The organism is Pseudomonas sp. B21-028, assembly GCF_024749045.1.
Lineage (GTDB): Bacteria > Pseudomonadota > Gammaproteobacteria > Pseudomonadales > Pseudomonadaceae > Aquipseudomonas.
Genome location: NZ_CP087184.1, coordinates 1,715,778 through 1,738,504, shown reverse-complemented (window position 1 = coordinate 1,738,504; position 22,727 = coordinate 1,715,778). Strand labels below are relative to the sequence as shown.

General features: G+C 61.4%; 21 protein-coding genes. 13 read left to right on the top strand and 8 right to left on the bottom strand.

Going from position 1 to position 22,727, the window contains the following annotated elements:
• Positions 1-67: 67 nt before the first annotated feature.
• Entirely contained in the window at positions 68-1,627 is a 1,560-nt protein-coding gene (locus LOY35_RS07925) for a sigma-54-dependent transcriptional regulator (protein ID WP_258631850.1), read from the bottom strand.
• 288 nt (positions 1,628-1,915) lie between these two features.
• Between LOY35_RS07925 and phhA the strand changes: the two genes are divergently transcribed.
• The 3 genes from phhA to LOY35_RS07910 all read left to right on the top strand — a co-directional run bounded on the left by phhA (position 1,916) and on the right by LOY35_RS07910 (position 4,349).
• Entirely contained in the window at positions 1,916-2,701 is a 786-nt protein-coding gene (phhA, locus tag LOY35_RS07920) for a phenylalanine 4-monooxygenase (protein ID WP_258631849.1), read from the top strand.
• A 98-nt stretch (positions 2,702-2,799) separates the two neighbouring features.
• Entirely contained in the window at positions 2,800-3,156 is a 357-nt protein-coding gene (locus LOY35_RS07915) for a 4a-hydroxytetrahydrobiopterin dehydratase (RefSeq protein ID WP_003184087.1), read from the top strand.
• Positions 3,156-4,349: an amino acid aminotransferase gene (locus LOY35_RS07910; protein ID WP_258631848.1), complete on the top strand. Its 1,194-nt coding sequence runs from the start codon at positions 3,156-3,158 to the stop codon at positions 4,347-4,349. The genes LOY35_RS07915 and LOY35_RS07910 overlap by 1 nt, the downstream gene beginning before the upstream one ends.
• A gap of 173 nt (positions 4,350-4,522) precedes the next feature.
• On the opposite strand, the gene LOY35_RS07905 is transcribed toward LOY35_RS07910, so the two are convergent.
• Positions 4,523-5,086: an NAD(P)H nitroreductase gene (locus tag LOY35_RS07905; protein WP_258631847.1), complete on the bottom strand. Its 564-nt coding sequence runs from the start codon at positions 5,084-5,086 to the stop codon at positions 4,523-4,525.
• A gap of 164 nt (positions 5,087-5,250) precedes the next feature.
• Here LOY35_RS07905 and LOY35_RS07900 point away from each other — a divergent pair, with 164 nt between their 5' ends.
• Positions 5,251-6,705, top strand: coding sequence for a TrkH family potassium uptake protein (locus LOY35_RS07900; RefSeq protein ID WP_258631846.1), 1,455 nt, complete (start codon positions 5,251-5,253; stop codon positions 6,703-6,705).
• On the opposite strand, the gene LOY35_RS07895 is transcribed toward LOY35_RS07900, so the two are convergent.
• Positions 6,662-7,717 carry an AraC family transcriptional regulator gene (locus tag LOY35_RS07895; RefSeq protein ID WP_258631845.1) on the bottom strand — a complete coding sequence of 352 codons (1,056 nt, stop codon included), beginning with the start codon at positions 7,715-7,717 and terminating at the stop codon, positions 6,662-6,664. The genes LOY35_RS07900 and LOY35_RS07895 overlap by 44 nt on opposite strands.
• Positions 7,718-7,854: 137 nt before the next feature.
• On the opposite strand from LOY35_RS07895, the gene LOY35_RS07890 reads away from it, so the two are divergent.
• The gene (locus tag LOY35_RS07890) at positions 7,855-8,166 is read left to right on the top strand and encodes a DUF962 domain-containing protein (RefSeq protein ID WP_258631843.1); all 312 of its coding nucleotides are present in this window, start codon (positions 7,855-7,857) and stop codon (positions 8,164-8,166) included.
• Between the two features lie 27 nt (positions 8,167-8,193).
• On the opposite strand, the gene LOY35_RS07885 is transcribed toward LOY35_RS07890, so the two are convergent.
• Entirely contained in the window at positions 8,194-9,009 is an 816-nt protein-coding gene (locus LOY35_RS07885) for a UDP-2,3-diacylglucosamine diphosphatase (RefSeq protein ID WP_258631842.1), read from the bottom strand.
• A 133-nt stretch (positions 9,010-9,142) separates the two neighbouring features.
• Here LOY35_RS07885 and LOY35_RS07880 point away from each other — a divergent pair, with 133 nt between their 5' ends.
• Positions 9,143-9,892, top strand: coding sequence for an AraC family transcriptional regulator (locus tag LOY35_RS07880; RefSeq protein ID WP_258631841.1), 750 nt, complete (start codon positions 9,143-9,145; stop codon positions 9,890-9,892).
• Positions 9,893-10,079: 187 nt separating this feature from the next.
• A complete protein-coding gene (locus tag LOY35_RS07875) occupies positions 10,080-10,970 on the top strand; it encodes a DMT family transporter (protein ID WP_258631840.1) in 891 nt (296 codons plus the stop codon).
• Here the strand turns inward: LOY35_RS07875 and LOY35_RS07870 are convergent.
• Positions 10,964-11,251, bottom strand: coding sequence for a SelT/SelW/SelH family protein (locus tag LOY35_RS07870; protein ID WP_258631839.1), 288 nt, complete (start codon positions 11,249-11,251; stop codon positions 10,964-10,966). The two genes, LOY35_RS07875 and LOY35_RS07870, sit on opposite strands and share 7 nt — an antisense overlap.
• 71 nt (positions 11,252-11,322) lie before the next feature.
• On the opposite strand from LOY35_RS07870, the gene LOY35_RS07865 reads away from it, so the two are divergent.
• Positions 11,323-13,524, top strand: a complete 2,202-nt coding sequence (locus LOY35_RS07865) for a patatin-like phospholipase family protein (protein ID WP_258631837.1) — start codon at positions 11,323-11,325, stop codon at positions 13,522-13,524.
• Between the two features lie 157 nt (positions 13,525-13,681).
• Here the strand turns inward: LOY35_RS07865 and LOY35_RS07860 are convergent, their stop codons facing one another.
• From LOY35_RS07860 to recQ, 3 genes are all read right to left on the bottom strand, one after another.
• Positions 13,682-15,730: a FimV/HubP family polar landmark protein gene (locus LOY35_RS07860; RefSeq protein ID WP_258631835.1), complete on the bottom strand. Its 2,049-nt coding sequence runs from the start codon at positions 15,728-15,730 to the stop codon at positions 13,682-13,684.
• A gap of 101 nt (positions 15,731-15,831) precedes the next feature.
• Positions 15,832-16,266: a MarR family transcriptional regulator gene (locus tag LOY35_RS07855; RefSeq protein ID WP_258631833.1), complete on the bottom strand. Its 435-nt coding sequence runs from the start codon at positions 16,264-16,266 to the stop codon at positions 15,832-15,834.
• A 118-nt stretch (positions 16,267-16,384) separates the two neighbouring features.
• Entirely contained in the window at positions 16,385-18,511 is a 2,127-nt protein-coding gene (gene recQ, locus LOY35_RS07850; protein WP_258631831.1) for a DNA helicase RecQ, read from the bottom strand.
• Positions 18,512-18,814: 303 nt separating this feature from the next.
• On the opposite strand from recQ, the gene LOY35_RS07845 reads away from it, so the two are divergent.
• From LOY35_RS07845 to LOY35_RS07825, 5 genes are all read left to right on the top strand, one after another.
• Positions 18,815-19,402: a YecA family protein gene (locus LOY35_RS07845; protein ID WP_024778612.1), complete on the top strand. Its 588-nt coding sequence runs from the start codon at positions 18,815-18,817 to the stop codon at positions 19,400-19,402.
• A gap of 10 nt (positions 19,403-19,412) precedes the next feature.
• Positions 19,413-19,808, top strand: coding sequence for a YbaN family protein (locus LOY35_RS07840; RefSeq protein WP_258631830.1), 396 nt, complete (start codon positions 19,413-19,415; stop codon positions 19,806-19,808).
• A 122-nt stretch (positions 19,809-19,930) separates the two neighbouring features.
• On the top strand, positions 19,931-21,334 hold the full coding sequence (locus LOY35_RS07835; protein ID WP_258631829.1) for an AAA family ATPase: 1,404 nt from the start codon (positions 19,931-19,933) through the stop codon (positions 21,332-21,334).
• An 18-nt stretch (positions 21,335-21,352) separates the two neighbouring features.
• Positions 21,353-22,003: a retron Ec78 anti-phage system effector HNH endonuclease PtuB gene (gene ptuB / locus LOY35_RS07830; RefSeq protein ID WP_258631828.1), complete on the top strand. Its 651-nt coding sequence runs from the start codon at positions 21,353-21,355 to the stop codon at positions 22,001-22,003.
• Between the two features lie 351 nt (positions 22,004-22,354).
• Positions 22,355-22,690, top strand: coding sequence for a DUF6124 family protein (locus tag LOY35_RS07825; protein ID WP_258631827.1), 336 nt, complete (start codon positions 22,355-22,357; stop codon positions 22,688-22,690).
• Positions 22,691-22,727: the final 37 nt, after the last annotated feature.

Here is a 22,727-nt window from a genome sequence, read left to right as displayed (position 1 = left end):
CAGAATGTGAATAAGCGGCGCACAGACCTCGGTCGAGCAAATCCCATACCAACTATTTCCGATGCCGTCAGGACTCTGCCTTGCCCACCTCGTACTCCCGCAACTTATTGGCAATGGTGGTATGGGACACCCCCAACCGCTTGCCCAGTTGCCGGCTGCTGGGATGTTCGGAATAGAGGCGCTCCAGCACCGCCTTCTCGAATCGCCCGACGATCTCGTCCAACCCGCCGTCCAGGGAAAAGTCGCCCAGGGGCTGGCGCACGCCGTAGTCCGGCAGGCGGATATGCTCGGCCTTCACCTTCCCACCGTCACACAGGGAAACCGCCTGGAACAGCACGTTTTCCAGTTGCCGGACATTGCCCGGCCAATGGTAGTGGCTCAGGCGTTCCATCGCCGCCGGGGCCAGTTTTGGCAACGCACAGCCGATCTGGCGACTGGCCTGGTCGAGAAAGTGCTCCACCAGAGGCTCCAGGCCGTCGAGGCATTCGCGCAACGGCGGGATGTGCAGGGACAGCACATTCAAGCGGTGATACAGATCCTGGCGAAACTCCCCTCGGGCACAGAGCTCGGACAAATCCACCTGGGTCGCGCAGATCACCCGGACATCCAGGTACACCTCCTCGTCGCTGCCGACCCGCCGGAAGCAACCGTCCTGCAAAAAGCGCAACAGCTTCACCTGCAGGCGCGGGCTCATTTCCCCCACCCCATCGAGAAACAAGGTGCCGCCAGCCGTCAATTCCAACAGGCCGAGCTTGCCTTCGGCCCGGGCGCCTTCGAAGGCACCGGGGCCGTAGCCGAAGAGCTCCGTCTCGGCCATGGACTCCGGCAGCCCGGCACAGTTGAGCGCCATCAGCGGTGATTGCCCGCGCGGGCTCGCCAGGTGGCAGGCCCGGGCCAGCAACTCCTTGCCAGTGCCGGTTTCTCCTTCGATCAGCAGCGGCGCGTCCAGCGGGGCCATGCGCCTGGCTTCGCGGACCACCGCTGCCATCACCTTCGAGCTCTGGAAGATACTGTCGAAGCCACGCAGTTCCTGCTTGCGCACGTTGTAGATACGCTCACCGACCCGGTCGGCCCGATGCAACGTCAGCACCGCGCCAGCCATGGCCTCGCTGTCGTCATGTTCCGATTGCAATGGGGCGATGTCGGCCAGGAACACATCGCCCTTGACCTTGACCCGCAGCCCATTGATGCGCGACTGGTTGGCACGCACCAGTTCCGGCAGGTCGAAATCCTCGGCGTAGCGCGACAGCGGAATCCCCGGCACTTCGTCCACGCGCACCCCGAGCAACTGCGCCGCCGCCCGGTTCGCCGCGACGATGGAACCGCCCATGTCGATGGACAACACCGGAAACTCCAGGGCGCCGAGCAACGCATTGAGCTCCATGTGCCGGCGCTCGCTGGGCATCAGCCCCACCCGCTTGACGCCGAACACACCGGCAATGCCTTCGAATTTCGGGCGTAATGCCTGGAATTGAATGTTGATCAGGTTCGGGCAGTGCAGGTAGATCGCATTGCCATGCTCGCCACCGACTTCGCCCCGGGCGACGTTGATGCCGTACTCCACCAGCAGGTTGAGAATGTCCCGCAGGATGCCGATGCGGTTCTGGCAATGGACTTTGATGCGCATAAAAGACCCAGACGTTCGTGGCTGCTCTCTGCCACCCGATTTTTTACCGAGTGGCGCAAATTCTTGTAAATATTATGTGACAGCAACAAGCAAATTCCCACAGAAAAATCCAGACACTGCTGCATGGAGACGGCTTTCGTAACGAAAAATTTACGAAATAGCCCCTATCACCTTGAACACACCTGCGCCGTCCTGCTGCACCCACGAAGACTTCGGGTTATCTCTATTACATCGCTGGACATAACAACAAACAGTCTTCCCCTCGAGGGAAATCAGCAGGAGAGCAGCATGAAGCAGACGCAGTACGTGGCCCGCGAGCCCGATGCGCAAGGTTTTATCCACTACCCCGCCGAAGAACACGCGGTGTGGAACACGCTGATCACCCGCCAGTTGAAAGTCATCGAAGGCCGTGCGTGCCAGGAATACCTGGACGGCATCGACAAGCTTGGCCTGCCCCATGACCGCATCCCGCAATTGGGCGAAATCAACAAGGTGCTGGGCGCGACCACGGGCTGGCAAGTTGCCCGGGTACCGGCGCTGATCCCCTTCCAGACCTTCTTCGAATTGCTCGCCAGCAAACAGTTTCCGGTAGCGACCTTCATTCGCACCCGGGAAGAGCTGGACTACCTGCAAGAACCGGACATTTTTCACGAGATCTTCGGCCACTGCCCGCTGTTGACCAACCCCTGGTTCGCCGAATTCACCCACACCTACGGCAAGCTCGGCCTGCAGGCGTCCAAGGAAGAGCGTGTCTACCTGGCGCGCCTGTACTGGATGACCATCGAGTTCGGGCTCGTGGAAACAGCGCAGGGCCGACGCATCTACGGTGGCGGCATCCTGTCTTCACCCAAGGAAACCGTGTATTGCCTGTCGGACGAGCCGGAGCACCAGGCCTTCGATCCGCTGGAAGCGATGCGCACGCCGTATCGCATCGACATCCTGCAACCGGTGTATTTCGTCCTGCCAGAGCTCAAGCGTTTGTTCGAGCTGGCCCACGAAGACATCATGGGCATGGTCAAGCGTGGCCAGGAACTGGGCCTGCACACACCGAAATTTCCACCGAAAGCCGCCTGAATGGCTTTCTTTGATCCCAAGTGAGTCTGTTGCACTGCGCAGCTTTGCTTTAGCGTGGGTGCATCGACGTTCTACCCAATTCGATCCAGGAACACACCATGAACACTCTGAACCAAGCCCATTGCGAAGCCTGCCGTGCCGACGCCCCACAGGTCAGCGACGAAGAACTGCCGGTACTGATCAAGCAGATCCCGGACTGGAACATCGAAGTGCGTGACGGCGTGATGCAGCTGGAAAAGGTTTTCCTGTTCAAGAACTTCAAGCACGCCCTGGCATTCACCAACGCCGTCGGTGAAATCTCCGAGGCCGAAGGCCATCATCCAGGCCTGCTCACCGAGTGGGGCAAAGTCACCGTGACCTGGTGGAGCCACTCCATCAAGGGCCTGCACCGCAACGACTTCATCATGGCCGCCCGCACCGATGACGTGGCCAAGACCGCCGAGGGCCGCAAGTAATGCATTTCGACGCCATCGGCCGGGTACCCGGCGACCCGATCCTCGGCCTGATGGAGGCCTACTCGGCGGACAGCAACCCGAGCAAGTTCGACCTGGGCGTGGGCGTCTATAAAGACGCCCAGGGCCTGACGCCGATTCTCGAATCGGTGAAACAGGCCGAGCGGCGACTGGTGGATCAGCAGACCACCAAGACCTACATCGGCGGTCATGGCGACGCCGCTTTCGGCCGGTTGATCACTGCGCTCGTCCTGGGTGCCGACGCCTTGCAGATCGCCGAACAACGCGCCGGCGCCACCCAGACCCCGGGCGGCACCGGCGCGCTGCGCCTGAGCGCCGACTTCATTGCCCAGTGCCTGCCGGGCCGTGGCGTATGGTTGAGCAACCCGACCTGGCCGATCCACGAAACCATTTTCGCCACCGCGGGCGTCAAGGCCAGCCACTACCCCTATGTGGGCAGCGACAATCGCCTGGATTTCGAGGCGATGCTGGCGACCCTCAGCCAGGCACCGAAGGGTGACGTGGTCCTGCTGCACGCGTGCTGCCACAACCCTACCGGTTTCGACCTGTCCCAGGATCAATGGCGCCAGGTGCTGGAGGTGGTGCGCAGCCGTGAGCTGTTGCCGCTGATCGACTTCGCCTACCAGGGCTTCGGCGACGGACTGGAACAGGATGCCTGGGCAGTCCGGTTGTTCGCCCAGGCGTTGCCCGAGGTGCTTATCACCAGTTCCTGCTCGAAGAACTTCGGCTTGTACTGCGATCGCACCGGTGCGTTGATCGTCTGCGCCCGCGATGCCGACAAGCTGGTGGACATCCGCAGTCAGTTGGCCAACATCGCCCGTAACCTGTGGTCGACACCGCCGGATCATGGCGCGGCGGTGGTGGCGACGATCCTGGGCAACCCGGAACTCAAAAGCTTGTGGACCGACGAAGTGGAGGCCATGCGCCTGCGCATCGCCCAGCTGCGCAGTGGCCTGCTGGACGCCCTTGAGCCCCATGGCTTGCGGGACCGCTTCGCCCATATCGGCGTGCAACGCGGAATGTTTTCCTATACCGGCTTGTCGCCGGAACAGGTCAGACACCTGCGTGAACGCCACAGCGTGTACATGGTCGGCACGGGCCGGGCCAACGTGGCCGGTATCGATGCGACGCGCCTGGACCGGCTGGCCGAGGCGATAGCGGACGTTTGCAAGTAAGCACCTGTGGCGAGGGGATTTATCCCCGCTGGGCTGCGAAGCGGCCCTAAGAACCGGCGCCGCGGAGTGTCAGGTCTTCTTGTACAAGCAGTTGGGGGGCTGCTTCGCAGCCCAGCGGGGATAAATCCCCTCGCCACAAAATCCATTCTTGCCGCAAAGCGTGTAAATGGCTGCTACGAACCTGTCCACTCGCGAACGAATTCAGTGGTGTCTTCCTTCGGTGCCGTCCGCGCTTCTTTCTGCGGTGTGCCCAGGTAAAGGAAGCCAATCACCTCTTCGCCCACGTCTAGACCCAGCCCCTTGGCCACGTGCGGCGAGTAGGCCAGTTCACCGGTACGCCACACGCCACCAACGCCTTGGGCATAGGCCGCCAGCAGGATCCCGTGAGCTGCGCAGCCGGCGGCCAGCAATTGCTCGGATTTCGGGACTTTGAAATGGTCCTGCAAACGCGCGATCACCACCACGACCAACGGCGCCCGCAGCGGGCCATTGAGGGCTTTTTCCACAACCGCCTCGGATACCAGCGGATCATTGAATCGCGCCGCGTCAGCCAGAAGTTCGCCCATGCGATAGCGCGCCTGCCCTTCGACCGTCAGGAAACGCCAGGGCCGCAACTGACCATGATCGGGAGCGCGCATCGCCGCGGCGAACATGATCTCCCGCTGTTCAGGCGTGGGCGCCGGTTCCACCAGGCGTGGAACGGAAACACGGTTGAGCAAAGCATCGAGAGCCTGCATCGGCCACCTCCCTGAAAAAATGTCTGGCTATTCTAGTGTCCTGTACGGTGAGTCCGTTAGCGCAAATTGGCCGCCGACGCATACACCAGTCGCGCCGAGTGCGGTTTACATGCCGCTTGCCGTCGGTAGAATGGCGCCCTTCTCTTTCAACCCGAGCGGACTTCATGGCGTTGCCGACCCTGCGGATCATTGGCTTCATCATCGGCATCTTCCTGATCACCCTGGCGATCTTCATGGTCGTGCCCATGGCCACTCTGCTGATCTTCGAGCGCACCGGGGACCTTCCATCGTTCCTCTGGTCCAGCATGATCACCTTCGTCGCCGGCCTGGCCCTGGTGCTTCCCGGACGCCCCGAGCATGTGCACCTGCGCCCGCGGGACATGTACCTGCTGACGGTCAGCAGTTGGCTGGTGGTGTGCATCTTTGCCGCGTTGCCGTTCCTGATGACCCAGCACATCAGCTACACGGACTCGTTCTTTGAAAGCATGTCGGGGATCACCGCCACCGGCGCCACGGTCCTGAGCGGCCTCGACACCATGTCCCCGGGTATCCTGATGTGGCGCTCGCTGCTGCACTGGCTCGGCGGGATCGGCTTCATCGGCATGGCGGTGGCGATCCTGCCGCTGTTGCGCATCGGTGGCATGCGCCTGTTCCAGACCGAGTCCTCGGACCGTTCGGAAAAGGTCATGCCCCGCTCCCACATGGTGGCGCGGCTGATCGTGGCGTCCTACGTCGGCATCACCATTCTCGGCACCCTGGCGCTCTGGTGGGCCGGGATGAGCCTGTTCGATGCCGTCAACCATTCGATGTCGGCGATCTCGACCGGCGGTTTCTCCACCTCGGACCTGTCCCTGGCCAAATGGAGCGAGCCGGCTGTGCACTGGGTCGCCATCGTCATCATGATCCTCGGCAGCCTGCCGTTCGCCCTGTACGTCTCGATGCTGCGAGGCAATCGCCGGGCGCTGATCAAGGACCAGCAGGTCCAGGGCCTGATCGGCGTGCTGCTGGTGACCTGGCTGGTGCTCGGCACCTGGTACTGGGCGACCACCGACCTGCATTGGCTGGACGCGCTGCGGCACGTGGCCCTGAACGTGACGTCGATCGTCACCACCACCGGTTTCGCCTTGGGGGACTACAGCCTCTGGGGCAACTTCTCGCTGATGCTGTTCTTCTACCTGGGGTTCGTTGGCGGCTGTTCAGGGTCGACGGCCGGCGGGATCAAGATCTTTCGCTTTCAGGTTGCCTACATCCTGCTGCGGGCCAACCTCATGCAACTGATTCACCCACGCGCGGTGATCAAGCAGAAATACAACGGTCACCGCCTCGATGAAGAAATCGTGCGTTCGATCCTGACGTTCTCGTTCTTTTTCGCCATCACCATCTGCGTGATCGCCCTGCTGCTGTCGCTGCTGGGGGTGGAGTGGATGACGGCGCTGACCGGCGCGGCCAGCACCGTATCCGGCGTCGGCCCCGGGCTGGGGGAAACCATTGGCCCGGCCGGCAACTTCGCGCCGCTACCGGATGCCGCCAAGTGGATTCTGTCCGGTGGCATGCTGCTGGGCCGACTGGAGATCATCACGGTGTTTGTGTTGTGCATCCCGGCGTTCTGGCGTCACTGACCGCCTTGGCCAGCCTCGCCGCCCGGTATTCGCCGGGGGTGACATCGAACCAGCGGCGGAAGGCGCGAAAGAAATTGCTCGGGTCGGCAAACCCCAGCAGGTAGGCGATCTGCAGCAAGGTGGTGGCCGGCTGCGCCAGGTACTGCTCGGCCAGTTCGCGACGGGTGTCGTCGAGCAAGGCCTGGAAACTGGTGCCCTCTTCCCGCAGGCGCCGCTGCAAGGTGCGCTGGGATAGATGCAGGGCCTGCGCTACCACGTCACGCTTGGGTTCGCCCTGGGGCAACAACCGACACAGCACCTGGCGCGCCTTGTGGGTCACCCGGCTTTCCGAAAAGCGCGCCAGGTACTCGCCGGCAAACCGGTCGTGGAGCTGCGCCATGGCCTCGTTGGCCGTGGGTAGCGGTACCTCCATGTCAGCCCGCTCGAAAACCAGCGCATCAAAGGGTGCGCCGAACACCAGTGGTGCGCAGAACGCCTGTTGATAAGGTGCACGATCGACCGGTTCGGCCCCCTGGAAAAGTACTTTGACCGGATGCAGGGTTCGTCCGGTCAGCCAGTTGCACAAGCTCAGCGCACAGGCCAGGGACGCCTCGGTACTTTGCCGGGTGGTGGGGAGATGATCGCCGTGCACCGTCAGAATCAGCGCGTAGTTGCCTTCCATCTGACGGATGCTTACATCGGCACTTTCGGCAATGATCCGCTGGTAACGCACCAGTCGCTGGAAACCTTCGATCAACGTCCGACTGGACATCAGGGCGTAACCGACCACATGGAACGACGCCGGGCGCACCACCTTGCCCATGTTCAGGCCAATGGCCGGGTTGCCCGACAGCTCCACCGCCAGTTGCCATAGCCGCGTCATCGAATCCTGGGGGAAACGGGCGTCCGGATCTTCCAACGCGTCAAAGTCCAGCCCCAGTTGCTTGAACAGCGCCTGACAATCCAGGCCGTCCATTTCCAGCGCCTTGACAATCCCCATCGCCCAGCTTGAAGAAGTCGTTCGTTCGCTCATGACGTATCGCTTGCATGACAAGCCGCAGAGTACGGCCGGATTTGCGAAGGATACTAAAGTGGCGCTCATTGTCACTGGCCGTTGCAGCCGATCGCTCTAGACTTGAAAACAGAACCATCACCAAAGAGCCCGCAGTCTTGGAAAACATCCAACAATTCAAGAGCTTTGCTGACTTCTACCCGTACTACCTGGGCGAACACAGCAATAGCACCTGCCGACGACTGCACTTCATCGGCACCTCCCTGGTCATTCTGATTCTCATCCTGGCGCTTGTCGCAACCGCCTGGTGGTGGTTGATCGCCTTGCCGGTGGCCGGCTACGGCTTTGCCTGGGTCGGGCACTTCTTCTTCGAAAAGAACCGACCGGCCACCTTCAAGCACCCGCTCTACAGCCTGCTGGGCGATTTCGTCATGTACCGCGACATGCTGCGGGGCAAGGTTCCGTTCTAGGAAAAAAACATCCCCATGTGGCGAGGTTCAGGCCGGCTCGGCGATTTTGAGGGTTTTCAGCTGGGCTTCGCGCGCCTGGGCATCCGCCAACCGGTACAACTCGATCGAGCCGTCCCAGTGCTCGATCAGCGCCGTACAGGACTCGACCCAGTCGCCGCAGTTGAGGTATTCGACCTCACCCACCTTGCGGATCTCGGCGTGGTGAATGTGCCCGCACACCACACCATGCAATTCGCGCTTCACACATTCATGGGCGATGGCTTCTTCGAAGTCGCTGATGAAGCTGACGGCGGTCTTGACCTTGTGCTTGAGGTACGCCGACAACGACCAGTAGCCGTAGCCATAGCGGGCCCGCCAATGGTTGAGCCAGCGGTTGAGCGTAAGGGTGAACTCGTAGGCCGAATCCCCGAGAAATGCCAGCCAGCGGTGGTAGCGGGTGATGACATCGAACTGGTCGCCGTGAATCACCAGCAGGTGCCGGCCGTCGGCGGTGACGTGCACCGCCTCATCCACCAGTTGGATATTGCCCAGGATCAGTTTCGAATAGCGGCGCAGGAACTCGTCGTGATTGCCGGTGACGTAGATCACCTCGGTGCCGCGTTTGCTCATGGTCAGCAAACGGCGGATGACGTTGGTGTGGGCCTGGGGCCAGTACATGCCGCCGCGCAGTTTCCAGCCATCGATGATGTCACCGACCAGATAGATCTTGTCGGCGTGATAGCCCTTGAGGAACCGCGACAGATGTTCGGCCTGGCAATCCCGGGTACCGAGGTGCACATCGGAAATCCACAGGGTGCGGACACGCTGCTTGCGGCTGGGTCTGGCGAGCTCGGCGCTGGTCATGAGCAACCCTCTGATCGTTTTCACCACTGTGCACACCGGCGGTTAATCGCCCATGACAGGCACATGTCGATTACATGACAGGCCACGCGATACTTCTGCGGTGTATGCTGGCGGCCTGCCCCGGGAGACCGCGATGAGACCGATCCTCACGCTGCGCCACTACAGCCACGACCTGATCGTCCACAGCCATGACCACGCCCAACTGGTCTTCGGCTTGTCGGGCGCGCTGGATTTCGAGGTGGAGGGCCGTGGCAGCCAGGTGGTGCAGCAGAGTTTCGTGGTGGTGCCGGCCGGTGCTCATCACGCCTGCGGCAGCCCTCGCGGCAGCCAGTGCCTGGTGCTGGACGTCCCGGATGATGAGTGGGTCGGCCAGTGCCTAGGGGATCACGCCGACGCCAGCCGGCGCTTGCTGGACAGCACCGTCCGCCGGCCCCTGGATGCGGGACAAAGCCAATTGGTCAACTGGCTCGCGGGCAGTCCGGTGAACGACTCGCTGATCGCCCAGCAAGGTGCAGTACTGCTCCTGGCCAGTCTCAACGGCGCTCGCCAGGAGCCAGCCGGCCGTCGGCGCCTGCCCTACGCCGCCCTCGACGCGCACATCGACCAATACGCCGCCTATCCCCTACAAGTGGCGGACCTGGCGCGGATCGCGGGGCTTTCCGCCGCTCGGCTGCATGCCCGGTTCGTCGCCGAATGCGGGCAAACCCCGATGGATTACATCCGCAGCCGCCGCTTGCACAAGGCTGTAGCACTGCTGCGCGACTCGGACCTGCCCATCGGTGAAATCGCCCACCGGGTCGGCTACAGCTCCCAGAGCGCCTTCGCCGCGGCGATATTGCGCGAATTCGGCACCTCGCCGGGCAAACTGCGGCGCTCGCGCTAGCCTGGCGCTAAAAAACGCCAGCATCGCGACAGACAGCCACTCATCCAAAGGTTTAAATATTGATCCCTGTGGGAGCGAGCCTGCTCGCGAACGCGGTGTGTCAGTTGATAGACATGCTGACTGATAGGCCACTTTCGCGAGCAGGCTCGCTCCCACAGGGAATGTGATGACTGCTCTAAGGACTGCAATGACTCCCCGTACCGCCCTGGGCGCCCTGCACATTGGCGCATTGATGTTTGGCCTGACCGGTGTGTTCGGCAAACTCGCCGCCGCCTCGCCGGCGATCATCGTATTTGGCCGCGCCGTATTTGCCGTGCTGGCCCTGGCGGTCTTCGCCCGCTTCGCCAGCCACACCCCATGGCAGAAACTCCGGCCGCGGGACGGCTGGCGACTGCTGCTGAGCGGGCTGTTGTTGACCGGACATTGGGTGAGTTTTTTTATCGCGGTGAAAGTCGCCGGGGTGGCGATCGCCACGCTGGGGTTTGCCAGTTTCCCGGCCTTCACGGTACTGCTCGAAGGCTTGGTGTTTCGCGAACGGATTCGGGCCAATGAAATCCTGCTGGTGGTACTGGTCAGCATCGGCCTGGTGCTGGTCACCCCGGACTTCGACCTGGCCAGCGGCGCCACCACCGGTCTGCTGTGGGCGGTGGCGTCAGGGTTGCTGTTCTCCCTGCTGTCGTTGACCAACCGCGCCGGCGCAGGCTTTGTACCGCCCGTGCAGGCGGCGCTGTGTCAGAACCTGGTGGTGGGGGCCTGCCTGTTGCCGATGGCCGCGCCACAACTGGGCGCGGTACGTCCGCTTGACTGGCTGTGGATCGGCCTGCTCGGCGTGTTCTGCACCGGCCTGGCCCACAGCCTGTTCGTCGCCAGCCTGGGGGTGATCAAGGCTCGCACGGCGGCGGTGGTGTTCGCCATGGAGCCAGTCTACGGCATCACCATGGCCTGGCTGCTGTTCGGTGAAACCCCGACCCTGCGCATGCTGCTGGGCGGCGCGCTGATCATCGCCGCCATCGTGGTCTCAAGCCAGCTAAGCGGCGCGAAGAAACCGCTGGCAGGCAGCGAAGCCCCCTCTCACTGAACCCGGTCGTTGTGGCCCAGGTCCCGCTCCGGGTCGATCCGGTCACGAACCCGCTGCTTGAGCACCTTGGCCTCAGGGAAACCGCCATCAACCTTGCGCTCCCAGATCTGCTCGCCATTGCAACTGATGTGGAACACCCCGCCGGTGCCCGGCACCAGGGACACCTTGCCCAGATCGTCACCGAAGGTACTGAGCAGTTCCTGGGCCAGCCAGGCAGCGCGCAGCAACCATTGGCACTGGGTGCAATAGGTAATGATGACTTCCGGTTTTTGCTCGCTCATTGCAGGTCGACTCGTGGCATCGAAGGCGCCGCTATAATACTCGCCTTTGACCGCCTGCCCCGAGATTGACGATGCGCCGCCTGCTGCCTTGCCTGTTCCTGTTGCTATTGCCCCTGCTCGGCCAGGCCAGCGAGCCCGCCGCCGAAACGTCGCGCCCGAAAATCGGCCTGGTGCTGTCCGGCGGCGCGGCGCGAGGCCTGGCCCACATTGGCGTGCTCAAGGCCCTGGAAGAGCAAGGCATCAAGATCGATGCCATTGCCGGCACCAGCATGGGCGCCGTGATCGGCGGGTTGTACGCCTCGGGGTACAAGATCGACGAACTGGAAAAACTCGCCCTGGGCATCGACTGGCAACAAGCCTTGTCCGATGCCCCGCCTCGCAAGGACGTGCCGTTCCGGCGCAAGCAGGACGACCGGGACTTCCTGGTCAAACAGAAACTGAGCTTTCGCGATGATGGCAGCCTTGGCCTGCCGCTGGGCGTCATCCAGGGACAGAATCTGGCCCTGCTGCTTGAGAGCCTGCTGGCCCACACCAGCGACACCCGGGACTTCGACAAACTGCCGATTCCTTTCCGCGCCGTCGCAACCGACATCGCCAGCGGTGAAAAGGTCGTGTTTCGCAACGGCCACCTGCCCAAGGTGATTCGCGCCAGCATGTCGATCCCGGCGGTGTTCGCCCCGGTGGAGCTGGACGGTCGGTTGCTGGTGGACGGCGGCATGAGCGACAACATTCCATTGGACGTGGCGCGGGAAATGGGCGTGGACGTGGCCATCGTGGTCGACATCGGCACCCCGCTGCGCAATCGCAAGCAACTGGTCACGGTGGTCGACGTCCTGAACCAGTCCACCACCTTGATGACCCGGCGCAACTCCGAAGAGCAACTGGCAACGCTGAACAAAGAGGACGTGCTGATCCAGCCGGCCCTGGCGAGCTTCGGCTCCACCGATTTTGGCCGGGCCCGGGACATGATCGATGCCGGCTACCGGGCCACGCAGATACTCAAGGCCCGCCTGGCACTACTGCACCCTCCGGAGTCGACCGACGTCGCACTCATGGCAGCGCGTACCCCCGGCCAGCGCACACCGGTCATCACCGCCATTCGCGTGGAAAACGACTCGAAAGTCGGCGACGACGTGATTCGCTATTACGTACGCCAGCAAATCGGCGAGCCGTTGGACCTGGGACGCCTGCAGACCGACATGGGCACGCTGTATGGCCTGGATTATTTCGAACAGGTGCAATACCGCGTGGCGCACAAGGGCCCGGATAACACGCTGGTGATCAGCGCCCGAGGCAAACGTACCGGCACCGACTACCTGCGGCTGGGGCTGAGCCTGTCGGACGACATGCGTGGCGACAGCGCCTTCAACCTCGGCGCCAGCTATCGGGTCAACGGTATCAATCGCCTCGGCGCCGAGTGGCTGACCCGGGCACAGATCGGCGACAGGCAGGAATTGTACAGCGAGTTCTACCAACCATTGGACGTGGGCTCGCGCTACTTCATCGCGCCCTATGGGCAATTCGAATCTCGCAACGTCGAAGCGATTCTGGATAACGATCCGATCGCTCAATACCGCGTTGAACGTTATGGCCTGGGCCTCAACCTGGGTCGGCAGATCGGCAACAGCGGCGAGATCCGTTTCGGCGTTGGCCAGGCCTGGGGCAAGGCGGATGTGCGCATCGGCGATCACAGCCAACCCAGCGAGGACTTCAATGAAGGCTTCTACGAACTGAAGTACTCGTTCGACTCCCTCGACAGCGTGTACTTCCCGCACGAAGGCGAAGACATCGGCCTGACCTGGCGCCAGTACGAACCGGGGCTAGGCTCCGACCAGCGTTACCGCCAATGGGAGTTTAAACTGGACAAGGCCCTGAGCAGCGGGCCCGACACCTTCATCCTGGGTGGGCGCTACGGCCGCACCCTCGACACGGCGCAAATCGTGACGTCGAGCTTCGTGCTAGGCGGCGCGCGGCAGTTGTCGGGTTTTCGCGAAGACGGGATTTCCGGCCAGAACATGAGCCTGATGCGCGCCGTGTATTACCGTCGGCTGACACCGCGGGCCTACCTGCCCCTGGACTTTCCGCTGTACCTCGGCGGCTCCCTGGAGCGCGGCCGGGCCTGGAATAACGACAACGAATTCGACAGCGGCTATATCAATGCCGCCAGTATTTTCCTCGGATTCGACACGCCACTGGGGCCGCTGAATTTCAGCTATGGCTTTAACGACGATGATGAGCAGGCGGTGTATCTGAACCTGGGGCAGACATTCTGATCGGTCGTCGCCAACACCCTGTAGGAGCAAAGCTTGCTCGCGATAGCGGTGGGTCAGTGGCCATCTATGCAGAATGTGCCACCGCTATCGCGAGCAAGCTTTGCTCCTACAGGTCGCTCCCACATTGGTTCCGCTACTGTCCATCGATCTGCTTAGTTCAGCGAATCCCGGCCAGCAGCACCCGGGCCGTCTGCTTGAGGGGCTCGTCGCCGTCCTGGAGCAGTTCTTCAAGGAGGGTGATCGCCGTCTTCAAGTCGCCATCATCGATGCAGTTCTGCGCTTGCTCCAGTTTTTCAGCGTATTCCGGTGCGTCGGGCTCAAGGAACATGCTTTCCAGAGGCATGGTTTCCAGGGGCATGGTCTCCAGAGACAAGGCCCCAGACTCACGCTCGAGGGGCAGCGCTTCCAGCTCCAGCGACTGCTCTTCATCGGCAAACCCGTCGAGAAAAGCATCGTCCAGAGACTCGGTTTCCATTGGCGCCGTCCATTGCAGCTCCGGCTCGTCGAACCCCGAGAGTGACAGCTCCTCGGAGACGTCAACGGCAGGCGTCGCGGCGGCGGCTTTTTCCTTGGCGCTGTCCTGCTCATCGGTCAGGTCCCAGTTGCTGTCCATGGACAGCGCATCCAGATCCAGCTCGAATTCGTCGCCGGGCGCGTGAACAGGCGCAGGAGCGGGGGCTTCGGAGGCTTGAGGCTCTGGCGGTGCCGCCACCACGGGCGTGACAACCAGAGCGACCTTCGGGTAACGCCCGCGAATGTCTTCCAGTGTCCTGGCATCGACGCCCTGCGCCAATAAATGATGTTCCTGGGCCTGAAACCCGATGACATCGCCCTGTTTGCCCAGTACCTCCAGCAACTTGAGGCCCAGGTCCGTGCGCTCCGGCTCCGCCAGCAATGCCGCGCGCAACAACCCCGCCGCCTCGGTGAAGCGGCCATAGGTCAGGTAGATCCCGACACCCTCCAGCACATCCCCCAACGGCGCATCACCGTTATTGAACGACGAAGCGACCTCGGGCTGTTCCGTATCGGCGGCCGATGCGTAGGTTTCAGCGTTGTCTTCGAGCATTGGTTCGGGGCGTTCCGGCATCGGCTGTACGTCGGCCTGCTCCTGTCGACGACGGATGAACAGCAGCAATGCAAGCAACCCCAGAAGAGCCACCAGCCCCGCCACCCACAACCAATTGATGCCCTCGGGCTCCGGCTGCTCTGCCGCAGGTTGTGACGGCGTCACTGGCTGCGGCTCAACCACGGGTGCGTCCTTCGCCGCCTCGGTTACCGGAGGCACAGAGGGCGGCGCAGTCGACGTAGCCGGGCCCGGAGCGACCTCGGCCAGTTTCGCCTGCAGTTCGCTGATCTGCTTGCGCTGACTGGCAATTTCTTCGTCCTGGGCCTGAAGCCGGGCCTGCAAGTCGTCGATGGTTTTCTGTTGCTGCTGGTTCTGCAGCACGCTGGCAGCCAGTTGCTCGTCGGCGGCAACGGTAACTGGCGTGGCGGCGGGTTCCGCCGGGGATGGCAACACGGCCGAATCGGGCAGCAGCAGGCGCTGGCCGATAGAGAGCCGGTCGCTGCCTGGGTTCAAGGCCTGGATCCCTTGCATCAGTTCATGGACCGAAGCGCCGCTGCCGGCATCGTGCAAGCGTTTGGCGATAACCCAGGGGTTATCACCCTGCACGACGGTGTAGCGCTTGCCCTGGGTCGCCGGGGGCGGCTTGATGGCCGGCACTGACGAGGTCGACATTGAAGACCGGGGAGCGGCGGCGGGCTCGTCGGAAGCGGGCACGATACCCGGCGTACCCGGAGGGTCGATCAGCACGGTGTATTCGTGCAGGAGACGCCCGTTGGGCTGGTTGAGCTGCACCAGGAAATTGAGGAAAGGTTCTTTCACCGGTTTGCTGGAAGTGACCCGAATGAAGCTACGCTCGCCGCGTATCACCGGGGTAAAGCGCAGGTTACTGAGAAAGAACACCCGCTCCACGCCGGCACGCTTGAAGTCGTCCGGACTTGCCAGACTGGCTGACAGATCACTCTCGCTGAGTCCGGCCGCATCGACCAAGGTGATGTCAGCGCGCAACGGCTGGTTCAGGGCGGAATGGAGCGTGATCTCTCCCAACCCCAGCGCAGCCGCCAAAGCCGGATACCCCAATGCACCCAAGACAACTGACACGTTGACCCAACTGCGCAACGTGGACTGCAAACTTTCAAGCATGGGTATCCCTTTCGATTCGAGCGCTTCCAATACGATCGCTTAGTACTGGTTATAGTTCGCTAATCGCCGAATCTCAAAAGTCGGGGTATCGCAGAAATACCTCAGGATTTTTCCAGATTGGCCAGGATCGTGCCGTGGACCCGCATGCACACCCGCATGTCTTCTTCGTCGATGCCTTCGAACAGCTCCCGGCGCAGTTGCGTGGCAATGGTTTCAATCTGTTCGATCAGCGGCCGGGCCGGTGCACAGAGCACGATTTTCTTGGCCCTGCGGTCCTCCGCCACGGCTTGGCGCTGCACCAGCCCTTGGGTTTCCAGGCTGTCGAGCAAACGGGCCAGGGTCGGGCCTTCGACGGCAACGCTCTGGGCCAGTTCGCGCTGGGTTGGCGCGTGTTCGAAGCGGGCCAGGTGCAACAGCACCAGCCAGCGCGCCTGGGACAGGCCCAGCCCGGCCAGACGCCGGTCCAGTTCGGCACGCCAGCCCCGGGACATCTGCGCCAGTTGCATGCCAAAACGGTGTTGATCGGTCAACGACATAAAAAACTCATCAGATCTGAAATAGGAGAAATGCTAATTATTAGTCAGCTAAGCATGCACACTGGATTCAAGCAAGGCCTGCCCGGCACTGAATCGTTAAAGGAACGCAACTTACTGATCAGACTTCGAATTCCGACTGCAACGCAGCCCTCACGCAATACAGGACACCTTCCGGTACTCGACCGACGAACAGCACCGCGATCTCCGCCACTGCCGGCAGCTCGCCCTCCCCGTCGAGGAACGCATCCTGCACTTCCCCCATCAGTTCCTCGGGCAAATCCAGGGCCTGTTCCAGCGACAGTTGCTGCTGGCCGATGGCTTCGGCAAGCATCGTGTAGACATTTTTCTCCGAACACTGGAGCTGTCCGGCGATCTGCAACGGGGTCATGCCGGCCCGGGCCAGGGTGATCAGCTCATGGCGCACATCGGCCACTGCCTTCGGCGCCTCGGCCTCGCCGCCCAGTACCTGGAGGAAGGCTTCGCCATAACGCTCCAGCTTGCGCGCGCCGACGCCGCTGACCCGGGCCATCTCCGCCAGGGAAGTGGGTTGGCTGCGCAGCATTTCCAGCAGCGTCGAGTCGGGAAAGATGACGTAAGGCGGCACGGCATGCTCCTCGGCCAGCTTGCGTCGCAAGGCACGCAAGGCTTCCCATTGATCGCGCTCTTCGCCACGGACCAGTTGGCTGGCCTGGCTCTTGCTGCTCTTGACCGCAGTCGCCGGCTTGAGATCGCGGCGCAGCTCCAGACTCACCTCGCCCTTGAGCAACGGCCGGCAGGTCTCGCTCAAGCGCAGGCCGCCATAGCCTTCCAGGTCGATGTCCACCAGGCCACGGGCCACGAGCTGGCGAAACAGCGAACGCCATTCACTCTCGGAGCGGGCCTTGCCGACGCCGTACACCGACAGGTGCTGATGACCAAAACTGCGGACCTTCTCGTTGTCCTTGCCCAGCAGGACATCCACCAGATGCCCCACGCCATAGCGCTGGCCGGTGCGGAAAATGGTCGACAACGCCTGGCGCGCCGGCTCGGTGGCGTCCCAGGTTTCCACGCCATCGACACAGTTGTCGCAGTGCCCGCACGGCTGGGGCATGTCTTCGTCGAAATAGGCCAGCAAGGTCTGGCGACGGCAGCGGGTTTCTTCGCACAGCGAGAGCATGGCATCGAGCTTGTGCTGCTCCAGGCGCTTGTGGCGCTCGTCACCTTCGGAGTTCTGCAACATCTGCTTGAGCATCACCACGTCTTGCAGGCCATAGGCCATCCAGGCGTCGGCCGGCAAGCCATCCCGGCCGGCACGACCGGTTTCCTGGTAATAGGCCTCGAGGGATTTGGGCAGGTCCAGGTGCGCCACGAAACGCACGTTGGGCTTGTCGATGCCCATGCCGAACGCCACGGTGGCGACCATGATCAAACCTTCCTCGTTGAGAAAGCGCTTCTGGTTATGGGCCCGCAGTTCGTTGGGCAGGCCGGCGTGATAAGGCAACGCCGGAAACCCCTGGTCGCAGAGAAACGCCGAAACCTCGTCGACCTTTTTCCGTGACAGGCAATAGACGATGCCGGCATCGCTGCGCCGTTCGGCGAGGAACGCCAGCAATTGCTTGCGCGGCTGCTCCTTGGGCACGATGCGGTAGAAGATGTTGGGGCGATCAAAGCTGGAGAGGAACCGCTCGGCGTCCTGCAAGTGCAGGCGCTCGACGATTTCTTCCCGCGTCCGTTTGTCGGCGGTGGCGGTCAGGGCGATACGCGGGACATCGGGGAACAGCTCCGCCAGTTGCCCCAGTTGCAGGTATTCGCGACGGAAATCGTGACCCCACTGGGACACACAGTGGGCTTCGTCAATGGCAAACAGAGCGATTTCCAGGCTCTGCAGGAAGGCCAGCATGCGCGGCTGTACCAGGCGCTCCGGGGCCAGGTAGAGCATTTTCAGCTCACCGCGCCGGATCCGCGCCGCCAGATCCCGCTGCTGCTCGGCGCTCAGGGTGGAGTTCAGCGAAGCCGCGGCAACGCCCAGTTCCTCGAGCGTCGCGACCTGGTCGTCCATCAAGGCGATCAACGGCGAAACCACCACCGCCAGGCCATTGCGCAACAGCGCCGGAACCTGGAAGCACAAAGACTTGCCGCCGCCGGTGGGCATCAGCACCAAGGCATCGCCACCGCTGGCCACGCGCTCAATAATGGCACCCTGACGGCCACGAAAACTGTCGTAGCCGAAGATGTCCTTGAGGACGCGTTGAGCCTGTTCGAGCATAGAAACTCCAAAAATCACCGAAACATCCCTGCAAGGCTGGTTCAGAACCGAACATGCTGCACCGGCAAATCGTAAGTGCGCGTTTCGAACCGGTGGGACGCCGCAGGGCATCACAAAGCGCCGCAGTATACCCGAGGCCTTCCGCGCAGAGGGTGTTGCTGACAGGAGGTGTTTGAGAGATGGCAGGTCAGCCACAAAGCCCCTGTCAGTCGCAGCGAAGCAGGCAAATCTGCCAAGCGGCTGGCCTGGGCGCTCAAGAAAGCCTAGAATTCCCGCATTGTTTATTCCCCAAGGTAGCCTGTAATGTCCTTCGCTGAGCAACTGACCCGCCTGCAAGTCTTTCTCGACGCCGATGAGCTGCACGAGGAAGCGCTGGACTACGTGGCCGCTCATGGCTACCTGACCGCCCTGTCGATCTGCTCCGAGCAGGTGCCGGACCGCGAGTGGATCGACGCCCTCTTCGCCGAAGAGCCGCACTACACCGACGAAGCCCAGCGCATCGAAATCGAAGCCACGCTGGTCGGCCTCAAGGCGCACATTGCCCGTCAACTGGCGTCCGACGAAGAGTTCGAGTTGCCCTGCGAACTGGACCTGGGCGATGACCCGGACGACTCGGAACTGCGCGGCTGGTGCATCGGTTTCATGGAAGGCGTGTTCCTGCGCGAAGCGGCCTGGTTCGAAACCGCCGAAGAGGAAGTCAGCGAAATGCTGCTGCCGATCATGGTCGGTTCCGGCCTGTTCGACGAGCAACCGGAATTCTCCGACATCGCCGCCGACGCCAACCTGATGGACGACATGATCGTACAGATCCCGGAAGCCCTCACCGCGCTGTACCTGTTGTGCAACGCTCCGGACGAGAAGCCGGCGATCCTCAAGCCTCGTCACCACTAAGACGCGGCCTATGGACAACCCCATAGGCAACCGCCCCCTGATGTTGCGCTACGTACTGCTGGCCATCGGCTGGCTGAGCGTGGCATTGGGGGTGATCGGGATTTTCCTGCCAGTACTGCCTACCACCCCCTTCCTGCTGCTGGCCGCCGCCTGCTTCGCCCGCAGCTCACCGCGCTTCTACCAATGGCTGGTGGAGCACCCGCGACTCGGGCCATGGATCAAGGACTATCTCAGCGGCAAGGGCATCCCGCTCAAGGGCAAGGTCTACGCCATCGGGTTGATGTGGGCGAGCATTCTGTTGTCGTGCTACCTGGTGCCCTTGCCATGGGCACGGGGGTTCATGTTGACGAGTGCGGTGTTAGTGACGGTTTATATCCTGCGACAGAAGACCCTGCACAAACCGTGATTCGCGATGGGAATTGTGAGTAGTATTCACCTGTTTTCATTCACAGTAGAATTCGCGCCACATCTGTCCCCGGAACATCACTTCTGCCGTAGCCTGGCATCGGTCCACATGGAGGAAAGTCTGTGAAACTGATCAGGCTGGAGCTAGAAAACTATCGCTGCTTCCCTACCCTGACACTTGAGCTGGATTCCCAGCTGACTTTGTTGGTTGCGCGCAACGGTCAAGGCAAAACGAGCTTGCTGGACGCGATTAAAGTCGCGTTGTGGCCCTATGTCCGCGGTTTTGATCTTGGCAGTACCACCAACGATGTAACTGGTATTCACCCGGAAGATGTTTTCCTGCGCCCTCTCGCGGCCCATCAAATGGAGCCATCTCTTCCCGCTCGATTGACTGCACACGCCCACTTTCAAGAAAAAACCTGGACATGGTCGCGCCGTCGGGAAAGCATCCGTAAAGGTACCCAAACCCGAGGGGATGCCAGCACCAACATGCTGGAAATGGCTGCCGAAGCTCTTGAAGTACAAATATTCAAACGAGCGGCGTCCGGCAAGCACGACCCCTTCGACCTTCCGGTTCTTGCCTACTACGGCACTGGACGGCTCTGGAGCCAGAAGAAACTGACCGCGACGCAGGAAAAAGCGGAAAACGCGGAGCTCTCCAGAACCTACGCCTATCGCGACTGCCTTGACCCTGCTTCAAGCTATAAGCACTTCGCCAAATGGTATACGCGAATCTTTCGCAGCTATCGGGAAGAGCAGATCCGTAACTTGGAACGTGGAAAACTCAGCGTCGATGTTAAGGACGAATTTGCCCATCCGGTGTTGGCGGTACAGAACGCGGTAAATGCCGTCCTCGCGACCCGTACAGGATGGCGAGACCTGGCGTATAGCAGTGAATTCTCCGACCTGGTGCTGGAACATCCTGTCCATGGAGTATTGAAAGTCAGCCAACTCAGCGATGGTATTCGCAACATCGTCGCCCTGGCTGCCGACATTGCCTATCGCTGCGTGAAACTCAACCCTCACTTGGGCATTTCGGCGCCTCGTAAGAGCTCTGGCGTCGTCTTGATCGATGAAGTCGACATGCATTTGCACCCAGCATGGCAACAAACCGTCGTACCTGACCTGCTCGATGCTTTCCCACACATTCAATTCGTCATGACGACGCACAGCCCACAGGTGATCAGCTCGGTGCATGCTCATTGCATCCGGGTCCTTCAAACGGTAACCGATGAGGGCGGACGACAGATCACCGTCAATGATGTGGAGCAACAGACTCAGGGAGTTGCCAGCTCTCAGGTGCTGGCCTACGTCATGGACATCGATCCGACGCCTGATAACGAGCCAGCTCAAAAACTGAGCAAATACATGGCGTTGATCCAGCAGAACCTGCATGAAACGACAGAGGGTCTGGCACTGCGTCAGTACTTGGACAAACACTTTGGCGTCAAGCACCCGAACATGCTCGACTGCCATCGGCTGATCCGGCTGGAAACCTTCAAACGCAAGAAACTGACAAAACCGTGAGACAAGGAAATCGGGGCCATGCGCAAGCTTGTTAGAGGTGAAGGACCGCGTTGCCTCACCCGCTACAAACACGGAGTGCATAAATGGTCGCCACAGTCCCCGACCGCACTGGAGCGCGAGCAGGTCTGGGAGTGCCTCCAAGCCATGCAGGATACCCGATGCGCTTACTGTGAAGCCGATATCAGGACATCTCGTCATATTGAGCATTTTCGACAACGAGATAGATACCCTAAGGGCACCTTCGAATGGATAAACCTCTTTGGCTCATGCTGCCGTGAAGATGCCTGCGGTAAGTTCAAGGACCGCTGCGCCGCCTATGAACATGCCATTCTGGTTAAACCTGACGTGGACAATCCCGACGACTATTTCATTTTCGTCAGCGACGGCACCATTGTCCCGCGAGCAAATCTGGATGATCGGTCGAGACACAGGGCAGTCGAAACATTGCGAATCTTCAACCTGGATGCTCAGAACGGAGCGTTGCGTGAGATGAGGCGAGAGGCGGTTCGTCCTTACCTAAACACCGCACAAGCACTCATGGATATGATGGATATGCCTGAAGAATATTCGGAGAACGATATTCAGGATTTCCTTGAAGAGGAAGTTCAAAAAATCGCAAGCCTGCCCTTCTCTACGGCGATCAGGCACACGCTATCGATAAAGCATTGATCTATTGTGTTTATTGAGCCGTAGGACACTACTGCACTCAGCTACACCGCCTTGCGCCATTGCCTACAACTACGCCAGAATCCGCCGGCTTGTGCACCAGGGGGGCGAGATCTATCGTTTGCCGGTCGCTGACGAATCAGCGATCGGGTTTGGTAGCCCGTCCTCCACATGACGCACAGCGTCACCTTCAACGGTGTCTTTTTGGCATTCGTCTTATGGTGGCCATGCGCAGGGCGCCCTCGGGCGCGCCGGCTTTCCATGTGGTCCGGTCTACCAACCTTCGTATGGCCGCCACCCTTCGTTTGGTAGCGAGGGTGATGGCTCCTTTCATTACACATGGAGCTTCATCTTATGTTCAAAGTAACTCCCAATCCGCCAGACGCCGACCCCACATCCTCATATGACAAAGCCGCCGATCGCGCCCTCGACTTTTACCTGAAACCCAAACCGAGCGGGTCCGAGATCGATCCGCCCTTCGATCAGCTCTTTGCCGTCGTCAATGGCATCGACACTGAAATCCTGCTCGCCAACCTCAGCGAAACCCTGGCCTCGGCCAATGCCATGGTCAGTGATCTGGCCTTCGAGCTGAACGGTTCCCGGCGGCATGTGGCGTTGGGTATCCAGCAATTGATTGAACTGGGCGCATTGCTCGCGAACCGGGCACTGGACAACGTCGAACATCGCTAGCCACTCCGCCCTTGATCGTTCCCACGCTCTGCGTGGG

Excerpts from the sequence above, each read along its gene's own strand:
- LOY35_RS07925 (WP_258631850.1), bottom strand. The coding sequence starts at position 1,627 with ATGCGCATCAAAGTCCATTGCCAGAACCGCATCGGCATCCTGCGGGAC.
- phhA (WP_258631849.1), top strand. The coding sequence starts at position 1,916 with ATGAAGCAGACGCAGTACGTGGCCCGCGAGCCCGATGCGCAAGGTTTT.
- LOY35_RS07915 (WP_003184087.1), top strand. The coding sequence starts at position 2,800 with ATGAACACTCTGAACCAAGCCCATTGCGAAGCCTGCCGTGCCGACGCC.
- LOY35_RS07910 (WP_258631848.1), top strand. The coding sequence starts at position 3,156 with ATGCATTTCGACGCCATCGGCCGGGTACCCGGCGACCCGATCCTCGGC.
- LOY35_RS07905 (WP_258631847.1), bottom strand. The coding sequence starts at position 5,086 with ATGCAGGCTCTCGATGCTTTGCTCAACCGTGTTTCCGTTCCACGCCTG.
- LOY35_RS07900 (WP_258631846.1), top strand. The coding sequence starts at position 5,251 with ATGGCGTTGCCGACCCTGCGGATCATTGGCTTCATCATCGGCATCTTC.
- LOY35_RS07895 (WP_258631845.1), bottom strand. The coding sequence starts at position 7,717 with ATGAGCGAACGAACGACTTCTTCAAGCTGGGCGATGGGGATTGTCAAG.
- LOY35_RS07885 (WP_258631842.1), bottom strand. The coding sequence starts at position 9,009 with ATGACCAGCGCCGAGCTCGCCAGACCCAGCCGCAAGCAGCGTGTCCGC.
- LOY35_RS07880 (WP_258631841.1), top strand. The coding sequence starts at position 9,143 with ATGAGACCGATCCTCACGCTGCGCCACTACAGCCACGACCTGATCGTC.
- LOY35_RS07875 (WP_258631840.1), top strand. The coding sequence starts at position 10,080 with ATGACTCCCCGTACCGCCCTGGGCGCCCTGCACATTGGCGCATTGATG.
- LOY35_RS07870 (WP_258631839.1), bottom strand. The coding sequence starts at position 11,251 with ATGAGCGAGCAAAAACCGGAAGTCATCATTACCTATTGCACCCAGTGC.
- LOY35_RS07865 (WP_258631837.1), top strand. The coding sequence starts at position 11,323 with ATGCGCCGCCTGCTGCCTTGCCTGTTCCTGTTGCTATTGCCCCTGCTC.
- LOY35_RS07860 (WP_258631835.1), bottom strand. The coding sequence starts at position 15,730 with ATGCTTGAAAGTTTGCAGTCCACGTTGCGCAGTTGGGTCAACGTGTCA.
- LOY35_RS07855 (WP_258631833.1), bottom strand. The coding sequence starts at position 16,266 with ATGTCGTTGACCGATCAACACCGTTTTGGCATGCAACTGGCGCAGATG.
- recQ (WP_258631831.1), bottom strand. The coding sequence starts at position 18,511 with ATGCTCGAACAGGCTCAACGCGTCCTCAAGGACATCTTCGGCTACGAC.
- LOY35_RS07845 (WP_024778612.1), top strand. The coding sequence starts at position 18,815 with ATGTCCTTCGCTGAGCAACTGACCCGCCTGCAAGTCTTTCTCGACGCC.
- LOY35_RS07840 (WP_258631830.1), top strand. The coding sequence starts at position 19,413 with ATGGACAACCCCATAGGCAACCGCCCCCTGATGTTGCGCTACGTACTG.
- ptuB (WP_258631828.1), top strand. The coding sequence starts at position 21,353 with ATGCGCAAGCTTGTTAGAGGTGAAGGACCGCGTTGCCTCACCCGCTAC.
- LOY35_RS07825 (WP_258631827.1), top strand. The coding sequence starts at position 22,355 with ATGTTCAAAGTAACTCCCAATCCGCCAGACGCCGACCCCACATCCTCA.